A 12428-nucleotide genomic window follows, 5' to 3' on the forward strand; every position below is an offset into this window, starting at 1 on the left:
TAATCCCTTTGCATATTAACTTTAATTATACATTATTTTTCATATAATTAAAAACACAACTCCTAAAAACAGTACGGAAGTAACAATTACAAGCATTGCCACTTTTCTCGGATATAAATCAAAAAGAGCCGAAAGATTTACGTTCGTAACGGCAAGAGGGGTCAGTATTTCAAGCATAACGGCTTTAAAAAAAAGAGTGTTTAAATGAAACAGTTTTAGAACAAAAAAACTTACGGCAGGAAAAATGATAAATTTGTTAAATACGGTGATAATTCCGAGTTTGAAACTTATTTCCCTTGTTTTTATTTCAGCTACGTATATTCCGAATATTAACAGCTGCACGACTATAGATGCAAACGCCCCCATCTGAAGTATTTTCATTATATCTTTACTAAAAGTAACACCGCTTATGTTTAATACCAGAGCCAGAATACCAAACCACATAACCGGTATTTTTACGATTTTTTTAAAAGCGTCTTTAAATGAATATTTTCCGCTCGCAAAGAAAAACACCCCGAAACTGTATATAAAAAATATATTTGCAAGATTGACTATAGTTGCAATACTCGCTCCGATATCCCCAAACAGGGCATATGAAAGAGGTATTCCGAGATTACCCGTATTTCCTATTAACGGAGTTAAAGCCGCTATTATCCTCTCTTTTTTATCTTTTAAAATTAAGGACAGAGTAAATGTAAAAACAAGACTGAAAAAAACGGCCGCAAGATACGCAACCGGAGAAATTATTAAATTATAATCCAAAGGTATAAGCATAATGCCCCAAAGGGTCAAAAAGGGCTGTAGAAAATAAGTTGAAAGAAGAACTAAAGTTTTACCGTCTATTTCATTAAATGTTTTTTTTGCAAAAAAACCTAAAACAATAAATATATATATGCCTACTACGGTTATCAAATTAAGCCATTAAATTTAAATTAGCTCCGATTCCGATAGCTTCCGCAGCCTGCTGCTGAATCTGCTGCTGGTTTTGCTGCTCCTGCTGCTTCTGGGCATCGATATTCTGCATTTCTCTTTTTTGCAGTCTTTTTTGCTGCTGCATCTGCTGTTGCTGAGCCTGGTCGATTTGCTGCTGCTGTGTTTTTTGGGCGTCAGGTCCGCCGGCTTTCGCCTGGCCGTTCATATTTCCGGCAGGCATATTCTGTAACGAATTCAAACTGCTGTCTACTCTCATTTCCCCTCCTTTTTTTATTTATTATATCATACTTGTCAAAACCGTATCTAAACTTATTTTTCCGTTACGAATTTAATAATGTTTTCTTTTATTTCGTTTTTGTTAATTACCGTTTCGTTAATGTCTTTGTCAAACAGCTCTCTTATAGATTCAGGAGCCATTACTTTATAATGGGCTTCTATATAAGCTATTGCGTCTTTATCCGCTATCGTTTTTTCTTCAAGTTCAGCTATTTCCCTGTTAATATCTTCTTTGGTAAGGGCTTCGTAAACACTAGGAGCGAATTTTGTCCATTCGGCGGTAGAATATGCGACAACTTTATTTTTTATTTCGCCTTTTTCGCTCAGATATTCATATGCTTTAATGGCAGTCGCCGTGTGAGCATCCATAATGTAATTGTTTTCTTTTGCGTATTTTGCGATTATTTCCTCACATTCTGCGTCAGTAGCGAAATCCGCTAAGAAATCTTCTTTAATTGCTTCATGCTCTTTTTCCGTAAGTTCGAAAAACCCTTCACTTTCCAGGTTTTCCATAAGTTCTTTCGTTCTTTCTTCTCCGAATTTGTCAAAAAGAACCCTTTCTACGTTTGAAGATTTCAAGATATCCATTGCAGGTGAAATTGTATGAATAAGGTTTTTATCTCTTAAATCGTATTTTCCGTATTTTATAAATTCGTAAAGGATGTTGTTTTTATTAGACGCGATTACTATTTTATTTATAGGAAGCCCCATTTTCTTCGCATAATAAGCACCCAGCGCGTTTCCGAAATTACCGCTAGGAATTATTACGTCAATCTCGTCTAAAAGATCGATTTCCGCACTTTCTGCCAGCTGCATGTAACTCCAGAAATGATAAATAATCTGAAAAATAATTCTTCCGAAATTCACACTGTTTGCGGCGGAAAGCTTAATATTGTTTTCTTTAAGAGTATTTCTGAAATCATCATCTTTAAGAAGTGACTTAAGTGCACTTTGCGCATCGTCAAAATTACCGATTATTCCTAAAACTTTTTCATTTTTCGCATCGGTTGTCACCATCTGAAGTTTTTGAACTTCGCTTGTGCCTTCATGAGGATAAATACAAACGACTTTTATATTATCTCTGTTTTCAAAAGTTTTAAGCGTAGCAGGTCCCGTATCACCGCTTGTTGCCGCAAGAATCAGATAATTTTCGCCTCTTTGTTTGGCAAGTGATGAAAGTATAACACCAAACGGCTGAAGAGCCATGTCTTTAAAAGCTCTCGTCGGCCCGTGCCACAATTCTCCCACAAAAAGGTTTTTATTAAGTCTTACAACCGGAACGACATCCGGGTCGTCAAACTCTCTTAAATATGTATACAAAGCTTTTTCTATAAGCCTTTCGTCAATATCTATTTTAAATAACTTAAGAATTCCCCTGGTTATATGGGTATACGGTTTTTCATCCTGAACATCATAATATCTGTGTAAAAATTTTTCGTTTATTTTAGGCAGTTTGCTTGGAACGTAAAGTCCTCCGTTCGGTGCCGCCGGATTTAATATAACTTCACTAAAACTCTTTTTTTCATCAGTCCCGCGAGTTCCTATAAATTTCATTTATAGCCTTTTTTTGTGGAATTATATCATATAAACTCACCTTATATATAAAGCGTTACGATTAAAAAAATTTAAAAAAAAAATTAAGAAATGATTAAATTTTAGCATATTTCAATCAAAGAACTTGACAAGCTTACACTAAATATTTTATAATACGGGCACTAAAACATTTAAGGAGGGACATATGAAAAAACTATTGACATCAATAGTAGCCGCTAGCTTATTAGTAACAAGCGCTATGGCAGCAGACGCAAAAACAAATGCGGTATCAAAAAACGCAGTTGTAAAAGCTGAACAAAAAGCTCAAAGCACACAGCTTATAAAAGAAGCTATAAGGGCAATCCAGTATACACAGGATGCGTTAATTTATCTGAACAATAAAAAAACAGATAAAGCAAAAGAATCACTTAAAAAAGCGGTAGGAGAGCTTGCTGTAGTATTAAATACGCCAAACGCACCGTATTTATTACCTGTGGACGTACAAATTAACGCATATCAGTTTGTCGGAGATGTACATAAAATTAAAACGTTAATCGCAGAATCTAAAAAACTTATAAATGAAAATAAAATTCCGCAGGCCAGAGAAGTTTTAAATTCATTAAGAAGCGAAATTGTTATTAAAACAGTTAACCTGCCTTTAGCAACATATCCTGCAGCGTTGAATCTGGCAATTAAATATATTAACGAAGGAAAAGTAAAAGAAGCTAAAGACGTACTTTCTATGGCTCTTTCAACACTTGTTGAAGTAGACAACGTGATTCCTATTCCGTTAATCAAAGCCCAGGCTCTTGTTCAGGAAGCTAGTAAAATTATCAAAAAAGACAAAAAAGAAGCTCTAAGATATCTTGACGAAGCAAGAAGACAGTTAACAATAGCTCAGGCTTTAGGATATACAAGTACAAGCGACACAACATATAAAATGCTTGAAGACGAAATTACAAAACTTGAAACAGCAATTCACAAAGGTCACAAAACCGCTTCAATATTCAGCGACCTTATCGAAAAACTTAAAGAGTTCAAAGAAAAAGCAATCAGCGTTATTCACAAATAAGAGGATTAATTCTCCTCTTTATATTTCATTATTACATCTTCAACACTCAAATTTCCATCATTTACCTTAAAAACTTTAAAATAATTATCTTTGACATCTTTACCGGTAATTATATGTTTTATCAATACGGCTTTTAAAAATTTTATTAAATCTTCAGGGTTTTTTGAATAATAAGATGGAGATTTTCTTGACGCGTATTCTTTGGTTTTGGTATCGTATATTATGAGGTATTCACACTCTTCAAAACCCGGACAGTAACCTGATCCTATATAAGCCCCTGACGCAGTAACGGCAATTTTCATACTTTAAACCTTTTTTGTTACAATATTACCAAAAAATGCCGGCGGCATTTCACAAAGGTAAAAAATGAATCTATTCAGACAGATACCCAAAGTTGACAAAATAGAAAAAATCCTCTCACACATACCTAAAAAAGTATTAATTCCTATAATTCAACAGACACTGGAAAACATAAGAAACGGAATTAAAAACGGTAAAATCACTGAAATAAACGAAAAATCTATTATTAAAGAAATTGAAAAAAAAGCAAATGATATTCTTTCACCCTCAATCGTAAACGTAATAAACGCCACGGGAATAACGGTCCATACCAATCTCGGACGAAGCCTGATAGATCCTGAAATTTTCGATTATGCCAAAGAACGCTCAACCCATTACTGCAATCTCGAATACGACCTCGAAAAAGGAAAAAGAGGAGACAGATATCACCACAGCGCCAAAATACTGAGCCATCTTTTCGGAAGCGAAAGCGCGCTTATTGTAAACAATAACGCCGCAGCCGTGTTTTTGATACTAAACACATTCGCAAAAGATAAAGAAGCGATAGTCTCAAGAGGCGAACTTGTAGAAATCGGCGGAAGTTTCAGGGTACCTGAAGTTATGAAAGCAAGCGGCGCGAAACTCGTAGAAGTTGGAACGACGAATAAAACAAAAATCAAAGACTACGAAGAAGCAATAACAGAAAATACATCAATGCTTATGAAAGTGCACAAATCAAACTATTCTATAGAAGGTTTCAGCGCCGAAGCGACACTTGAAGAGATAATCAGCCTCTCAAAAGAAAAAGGCGTTTTGGACTATTACGACTTAGGAAGCGCATATGTGCCGAAACTCCCTTACGGACTTACAAATTACGAACCTCCTATAAGCGATATTATGAAACTAAACCCTTCTCTTGTCAGTTTCAGCGGAGATAAACTTTTCGGAAGCGTTCAGGCGGGAATAATACTCGGAAAAAAAGAACTTATTGACAGACTCAAAAAAAACCAGATTTTAAGAATGTTCAGGGTTGACAAAATAACCCTTTCACTGATAGAAGCCACCGCTTTGGCGTATATAAAAGAAGAATACGATAAAATTCCGACTTTGAAATCTATCTTCCAGACAACAGACGAGCTTAAAGAAAAGGCCCAAAAACTTTTAAATTTATGCCCGGGCTTAAAAGCCGAAATTAAAGAATCGCACACATATGTCGGAGGCGGAACGATGCCTAACCGCAAAATTCCGACAATTGTGGTGGAAATTAAAGGCAATGCAAAAAAATGGGAAGAAAATATGCGTAAAAACCTTGTAATCGGAAGAATAGAAAACGAACATTTCGTACTCGATATGAGAAGCGTCCAGGAAGACGAAATAGAAAAACTGTCAGAAATTATTAATAATATTATCAGCTGTGAAATTCCTTCACAGAATAACAACATAGCAACTTCACAACTCAAAGGTCAAAAATGAGAAACATAATCATAGGAACGGCGGGTCACGTAGACCACGGTAAAACGTCTTTAATAGAAGCACTCACCGGATATAACGGAGACGAGCTTAAAGAGGAAAAAGAGCGCGGCATAACAATAGATTTAAGTTTTACCAATATGAAAAGGGACGACGTAAACGTAGCGTTTATAGACGTTCCGGGACATGAAAAACTTGTCAAAAACATGATCAGCGGAGCTTTCGGATTTGACGCCTCGCTTTTTGCCATAGACGCCAACGAAGGAGTTATGCCGCAAACCGTAGAGCACCTTGAAGTTTTAAATATTTTAAGGGTTAAAAACATAATAGTCGCACTTACCAAATGCGATCTCGCTGACAGAGAAACAATTGAAAAAAGAAAACAGGAAATCAGGGATTTAATAGCAAAATATAAAAACCTCCGCCTTCTAGAAATATTTGAAACATCTATCTACGACAAACAAAGCATCGAAAAACTTAAAGACTACCTTTTCAACCTGCCTCCTAGAAAAATCACCCACTCGAAATTCTTCAGATACTATATAGACAGGGTTTTCAGCTTAAAAGGTATAGGTACAGTCGTTACGGGGACGGTTCTAAGCGGCAAAGTAAAACTCAAAGACAAAATATACATCAACGAAACAAAAACGCTCACAACCGTTAAAAACCTACAGGTACACGGCGAAGATGTGGAAGAAGCATACACCCACCAAAGAGTTGCCATTAACCTCAATATTTCGCATAAAGAGCTTAAAAAAGGATACCTGCTCTCAACAAAAGGCTATTTAAGAGGATTCAGACTTATTGACGTATTCGTAAAACCTGTCGAAGGAAAAGAGCTCTTTCACAATATGGAAGTGCTTTTCATAAGCGGCGCCAAAAGAATTCCCGGCAAACTTTTAATGTTTAACCCGGAAGACAAAAAAGGCTATGCAACCATCAAACTCGAAGAAAAAGCGTTTTTAGTATTTGAAGATCCGTTTGTAATTCTCCATAACGGCCGTGTAATAGGCGGAGGAGAAGTGTTAAACCCTATCAGCGATCCGATTAAAAAAAGGAAAAAATTAGCACTTCTTAAAGCTTTAAACAAAAAAGACTTTAAAAAAGCCTTTGAAATACTTGTACAAAACCATAAAAGAGGATTCGGACTGCTTCAAAGCTACCAGAGATTCAACCTCTCCCCGCAAGAAGCGCTTGAAATAGCAAAAACCCTTGATAATGTGTTTATAGACGAGGAAAACTATAATATTTTTTCGATCGACGTAAAAAAAGAGATTGAAAAAATAATTAAAGACACATATGAAAAAAACAGATTCGCATTCCTCTCCCCTGCATCTCTTAAACTAAGACTTAAATGGGCAAGCGCCGAACTTATACAAAGCGTACTTGACGAGTTTGTAAAAGAAGGTTATCTGATAAAAGAGGACAATATCTACAAAAGAAAAGATCTCGGCGAAGTAGACGTAACCAAATCGGTTGAACATAGACTCTACCAGCTGCTTGACAACTCCGGACTGACCCCGGACGCACCATACAATATATATGAAAAACTGAATATTGACAGAAAAGTCGGCGACAACGCCATGAAGAAACTAACCACATCCAAAAAAGTGATACGTCTGGCACATAATCTTTTCGTAACTGATAAAAACATTAATATAGCGCTTAAAAAAATGAAAGAAATTATGCAAAGAGTCGGTTATATCGATATTAAAACATTTAAAGAAGAAATGCCTATGAGCAGGAAATACATAGTGGCGTATCTCGATTATCTCGATCAGCTCGGAGATGTGGAAAAACGGGACAATAAAAGATACCTCAAAAATTAAGAATGGAAAATGAAGAATTATTATTAAAAATCATAATTATTTTATAAATTTTAACCTTTTTTTCTTTACAATTTTTATCTCGGCAAAAAATTTCATTATATTTGGAAAATAATAAAACTAAAAATTTTTTATTCCAGAAAAATCCGACAATTTTAGAAAATATTCTCTTTTTAATTCTCCATTTTCAATTCTCAATTCTCCATTCCTTAAAACTTGCTTAATTTAAGGATACTTTAAGATTAAATATGTAGAATTTCGAACTAATTTTGAATAAACAATAATAAAAAAGGATAATGAATGAAAAAAGGTATCCATCCTGAATACGTAAAATGCCAAGTTACATGCACATGCGGTCATCAGTTTGAAATTTTATCAACTAAAGAAACTTTAAGAGTTGAAGTTTGTGATAAATGCCATCCGTTCTATACAGGTCAGGAAAGAAATATTGACAGAGGCGGAAAAGTAGATAAATTTAAGAAAAAATACGGTCTTGCATAATTGCTTAGCCTAGTTCCTACTCCAATAGGAAATCTTAAAGACATATCCCAAAGAGCCCTTGAGGCTCTTAAAACTGCCCAGATAATCTTCTGCGAAGACACAAGAATTACAAAAAAGCTTTTAAATCTTTTAGAAATCCCTCTTAACAAAGAATTTATATCAATGCATTCGCATAATGAAAAAGAAGCGCTTTCAAAATTAAACCCAGAACTTTTAAAAACAAAAGAATGTGTTTATGTCAGTGACGCCGGAATGCCCGGTATTAGCGATCCCGGAAGCAAATTAATTCAATACTGCCAGAAAAACGGCATACCATATACGGTAATACCGGGAGCCAATGCGGCGCTTACAGCATATGTGGCCAGCGGATTTGAGGGTGAATTCTGTTTTTGGATGTTTCTGCCTCATAAAGGGAAAGAGCGTTTAGATAAACTGAACGAAATAATAAATTCCGGCAAAATAGCCGTGCTTTATGAATCCCCTCACAGAATTGAAAAACTGATAAAAGAATTAAAAGAGCTTATCCCCCAAAGAGAAGTATTTCTGGCAAAAGAAATGACTAAAGTTCATGAAACATATATAAAAGCAAAAGCAAAAGATTTAAACCTTCCGAACACAAAAGGAGAATGGGTTGTAGTAATCGATAATGGCGAAAGCAAAAAAGATTTAACCCTCACTTATGACGATATTTTAAATCTTTCACTGCCTCCTAAAGAAAAATCAAAACTTCTGGCAAAAATATCCGATAAATCCGCCAAAGAAATTTATAAAGAACTTCAAAACGGTTAATTATTTCTATATTTTTAGCTTTAAAATAAACATTTCTAAAACTCAATTTAAACTATTTATTTTACTTTTAAAATAAATCCATTATTTTCAAAGTCTAGCGACAGACACTGATAAAGTACAACTTAAACAGACTATTATGCTAAAATACTTTAAATGAGACAAAGGAGAAAAAATGAAAAAATCACATTTGCAAAAATTTCCTGACAGTGAAGGATTTTTCGGAAGATTCGGAGGAGCATATATTCCCGATGTATTACAAGAAGAGTTTGAAAGAATCACAAAAGCGTATATGAAACTCAGACGCTCACACGATTTTTTAAGTGAACTTAGAAGAATCAGAAAACATTACCAGGGACGCCCTACTCCCGTATATCATGCCAAAAGACTCTCAGAAGCGCTTGGAGGAGCACAGATATATCTTAAAAGAGAAGATCTGAACCATATGGGAGCACACAAACTGAACCACTGCATGGCAGAAGCGCTGCTGGCCAAATACATGGGCAAAAAGAAACTGATAGCAGAAACCGGTGCAGGACAGCACGGCGTTGCGCTTGCTACAGCGGCAGCTTACTTCGGAATGGAATGTGAAATTCACATGGGTGAGGTTGATATAGAAAAAGAACATCCGAATGTCGTAAGAATGAAAATATTAGGAGCCGAGGTGATTCCGGCCACACACGGGCTGAAAACACTCAAAGAAGCGGTTGACAGCGCGTTTGAAAGCTATGTAAAACAGATAGACACGGCTCTTTACGCAATCGGAAGCGTTGTGGGACCTCATCCGTTTCCTATGATGGTAAGGGATTTTCAAAGCGTTGTGGGATTTGAGGCAAAAGAACAGTTTACAGAAATGGTCGGTTTCCTGCCCGATAACGTTGTGGCATGTGTAGGGGGCGGAAGCAACGCCATGGGAATTTTCAGCGGATTTATAGACGACGAAGTGGAGCTGTATGCGGTAGAGCCTCTTGGCAAAGGAACTAAACTCGGAGAACACGCAGCAACTCTTATGTACGGTGACGAGGGAGTGATCCACGGATTTAACACTATAATGCTAAAAGATGAAAACGGAGAGCCTGCCCCTGTTTACTCAATCGCCAGCGGACTTGATTATCCGGGTGTTGGACCAGAACAGGCGTATCTGAAAGAAAGCGGCAGACTAAATATAGCGGCAATCACCGATGAAGAGACAATAGACGCGTTTTATGCTCTCAGTCAGTATGAGGGAATAATTCCGGCACTTGAAAGCGCTCATGCGGTTGCATTTGCTATGAAACTGGCAAAAGAAAAACCAAATGACACAATTCTTGTTAATTTATCCGGAAGAGGAGACAAAGACATAGATTACGTGGTTGAAAATTACGGAGTCAGGGAAATTAAACTCTAACCGTTTTTTTCTTCCGGTTCAATAATATTTTTCTTGACAAAACCTTTAAAAAAAATATAAAAAAGACCTGCGATAAAACCTGCTATTGCCCCGCCTAAATGCCCGAACCACGCAATATTCATATTAAACATAAATACGGCTCCGTTGTATATAACCGCAAAAATAATAAAATCTTTAAACTCTTTCGTAATTAACGAATAAAACGCATACAGCCCGAATATAGCCCCCGAAGCGCCTATTACGTAAACATTCCAGTGGTTTTGAAGATAATAGTAATTAGCCAAATCGGCACCTAATATAGAAACAAGATAAACTATAAAAAACCAAAACGTATTAGTAACTTTTTCCGTTGCGAACCCTACTTCCAAAAGTGCCAGCATATTCATTGCTATATGCCCCCATCCCCCGTGAATAAAAGCGTTAGTAATCCATACGACGGGATCGTCCCTGTTTTGTGCAGTCATACCGTAATGAACCATATAATCAGCCGCATAAGAGCCGTTATGTATATTGATATACCAAAATACGACAGCATTGATTAAAAAAATTAAAAGAGTCCCCATTTTCATCCTTAAAAAAAAGATTAATCTATCTTCAGAACGCTTAAAAACGCCTCCTGAGGAATATTAACCTTTCCGATCGCTTTCATTCTTTTTTTACCTTTTTTCTGCTTTTCAAGAAGTTTTCTTTTTCTGCTTATATCTCCCCCGTAACATTTGGCGGTTACGTCTTTTCTTAGAGCTTTTACCGTTTCACGGGCGATAATTTTATTGCCTATACTTGCCTGGATTGCAACTTCGAAAAGCTGTCTTGGAATCAGCTCTTTCATAACCTTGATAAGCTCGCGCCCTCTTCTTTCGGCTTTATCTTTAGGAACGATTACGCTTAAAGCGTCTACAGGCTCTCCAGCAACCCTGATATCCATTTTTACAAGGTCTCCTTCCCTGTAGCCTATAGGTTCGTAATCGAAACTCGCGTATCCTTTGGTAAGCGTTTTAAGTTTATCGTAAAAATCCGTAACTATTTCATTCAGAGGTATTTCATATTCTAGCAGCACCCTCTCAGGAGAAAGATAGTCCATTTTTACCTGAACCCCTCTTTTTTCATTTAAAAACTGAATTAAATTTCCTACAAATTCATTCGGTGTTAAAATGGTGGCTTTTACGTAAGGTTCGTAAATTTTATCTATTTTATTCGGAGCCGGAAGCTCGCTCGGGTTGCTTATTTCCAGTTCGCTGCCGTCTGTAAGTTTAACTTTATAAGTAACGCTCGGAGCCGTTGCGATAAGTTCTATTCCAAACTCTCTTTCAAGTCTCTCTTTTACAACCTCCATATGAAGCATACCTAAAAATCCTACCCTGAAACCGAATCCCAAAGCCTGTGAAGTTTCAGGTTCGAACGTAATGGAAGCGTCGTTTAACTGAAGTTTTTCAAGAGCGTCTCTTAAATCGTCGTATTTATCGGTATCGATTGGATAAATACCTGCAAATACGAAACTTTTTGCCTCTTCAAACTCGTCCGCAGGTTCCTCTGCCGGATTCTTGGCATCTGTTATGGTATCGCCTACCCTGATATCGGCCACGTTTTTAAGCCCCATTACGACAACGCCTATTTCACCCGTTTTAATCTCGTCTGTTTTCAGTTTTTTAACGGGATGCGGATAATAAAGATCCAAAACTTTATGTTTTTTACCCGTTCCCATTACTAAAACTTCCTGGCCTTTTTTAATAGATCCGTCAAACATTCTGACTAAACATACAGCTCCTAAATAATTATCAAACCAGCTGTCGTATATAAGTGCTTTGGCAGGAGCTTCCGGGTCACCGTTCGGAGCCGGCACCCTTTCTACGATAGCGTCAAGAAGCTCTTCTATTCCTATTCCCGTTTTAGCGCTGACGAGTATTGCGTCGCTTGCGTCTATTCCTATAGTCTGTTCGATTTCTTCCGCAACTCTCTCAGGCTCTGCGCTTGGAAGGTCGATTTTGTTAATTACAGGAATAATCTCGAGATCATTCTCAACGGCCATATAGACATTCGCCAGCGTCTGCGCCTCGACTCCCTGCGTAGCGTCCACCACCAAAAGAGCACCTTCACTGGATTTAAGAGATTTGCTCACTTCATAAGAAAAGTCAACATGCCCCGGCGTGTCGATAAGGTTTAGGATATGCCCTTTATATTCAAGCCTTACGCTTTGGGCTTTAATGGTAATACCTCTTTCTTTTTCGATATCCATACTGTCAAGCAGCTGGTCTTCTCTTTCTCTTTCGCTCACACCGCCCGTAAACTCTATAAGTCTGTCGGCAAGCGTACTTTTGCCGTGGTCGATATGGGCTATGATAGAAAAGTTCCTGATTTTGTCCTGCAT

General features: G+C 36.9%; 12 protein-coding genes. 6 read left to right on the forward strand and 6 right to left on the reverse strand.

Translation table 11 applies throughout. The annotated features are described in order from the left end of the window. Window positions 1-39: 39 nt before the first annotated feature. Genes C3L23_RS06910 through thrC form a run of 3 tightly spaced genes read right to left on the reverse strand, consistent with a single transcriptional unit; the run spans window position 40 to window position 2763 of the window. Window positions 40-912: an AEC family transporter gene (locus C3L23_RS06910; protein WP_127681183.1), complete on the reverse strand. Its 873-nt coding sequence runs from the start codon at window positions 910-912 to the stop codon at window positions 40-42. A 1-nt stretch (window position 913) separates the two neighbouring features. After that, window positions 914-1189: a hypothetical protein gene (locus C3L23_RS06915; protein ID WP_127681185.1), complete on the reverse strand. Its 276-nt coding sequence runs from the start codon at window positions 1187-1189 to the stop codon at window positions 914-916. Window positions 1190-1242: 53 nt separating this feature from the next. Then, on the reverse strand, window positions 1243-2763 hold the full coding sequence (gene thrC / locus C3L23_RS06920) for a threonine synthase (RefSeq protein WP_127681187.1): 1521 nt from the start codon (window positions 2761-2763) through the stop codon (window positions 1243-1245). Window positions 2764-2947: 184 nt separating this feature from the next. Between thrC and C3L23_RS06925 the strand changes: the two genes are divergently transcribed. Further along, the gene (locus C3L23_RS06925; protein WP_127681189.1) at window positions 2948-3814 is read left to right on the forward strand and encodes a YfdX family protein; all 867 of its coding nucleotides are present in this window, start codon (window positions 2948-2950) and stop codon (window positions 3812-3814) included. Window positions 3815-3819: 5 nt separating this feature from the next. Here the strand turns inward: C3L23_RS06925 and C3L23_RS06930 are convergent, their stop codons facing one another. Further along, on the reverse strand, window positions 3820-4116 hold the full coding sequence (locus C3L23_RS06930; RefSeq protein ID WP_127681191.1) for a hypothetical protein: 297 nt from the start codon (window positions 4114-4116) through the stop codon (window positions 3820-3822). A gap of 64 nt (window positions 4117-4180) precedes the next feature. Here C3L23_RS06930 and selA point away from each other — a divergent pair, with 64 nt between their 5' ends. The 5 genes from selA (at window position 4181) to trpB (ending at window position 10063) form a co-directional block, all read left to right on the forward strand. Then, complete coding sequence (gene selA, locus C3L23_RS06935; RefSeq protein ID WP_127681193.1) at window positions 4181-5566, forward strand: L-seryl-tRNA(Sec) selenium transferase; 1386 nt, start codon at window positions 4181-4183, stop codon at window positions 5564-5566. After that, entirely contained in the window at window positions 5563-7392 is a 1830-nt protein-coding gene (gene selB, locus C3L23_RS06940) for a selenocysteine-specific translation elongation factor (RefSeq protein ID WP_127681195.1), read from the forward strand. Before selA ends, selB begins: the two co-directional genes overlap by 4 nt. A gap of 297 nt (window positions 7393-7689) precedes the next feature. After that, window positions 7690-7890 (forward strand): 50S ribosomal protein L31, encoded by a 201-nt coding sequence (gene rpmE / locus C3L23_RS06945; protein WP_127681197.1) that lies wholly within the window; start codon window positions 7690-7692, stop codon window positions 7888-7890. Next, complete coding sequence (gene rsmI, locus C3L23_RS06950) at window positions 7891-8679, forward strand: 16S rRNA (cytidine(1402)-2'-O)-methyltransferase (RefSeq protein ID WP_127681199.1); 789 nt, start codon at window positions 7891-7893, stop codon at window positions 8677-8679. A 172-nt stretch (window positions 8680-8851) separates the two neighbouring features. Beyond that, window positions 8852-10063 (forward strand): tryptophan synthase subunit beta, encoded by a 1212-nt coding sequence (gene trpB, locus C3L23_RS06955; RefSeq protein WP_127681201.1) that lies wholly within the window; start codon window positions 8852-8854, stop codon window positions 10061-10063. On the opposite strand, the gene C3L23_RS06960 is transcribed toward trpB, so the two are convergent. Both C3L23_RS06960 and lepA read right to left on the reverse strand, forming a co-directional pair. Further along, window positions 10060-10626, reverse strand: coding sequence for a rhomboid family intramembrane serine protease (locus tag C3L23_RS06960; protein WP_168175723.1), 567 nt, complete (start codon window positions 10624-10626; stop codon window positions 10060-10062). The two genes, trpB and C3L23_RS06960, sit on opposite strands and share 4 nt — an antisense overlap. Before the next feature lie 20 nt (window positions 10627-10646). Next, window positions 10647-12428, reverse strand: a complete 1782-nt coding sequence (gene lepA, locus C3L23_RS06965) for a translation elongation factor 4 (RefSeq protein ID WP_127681205.1) — start codon at window positions 12426-12428, stop codon at window positions 10647-10649.

Origin of the sequence: Nautilia sp. PV-1 (assembly GCF_004006315.1) — a bacterium.
Lineage (GTDB): Bacteria > Campylobacterota > Campylobacteria > Campylobacterales > Nautiliaceae > Nautilia > Nautilia profundicola_A.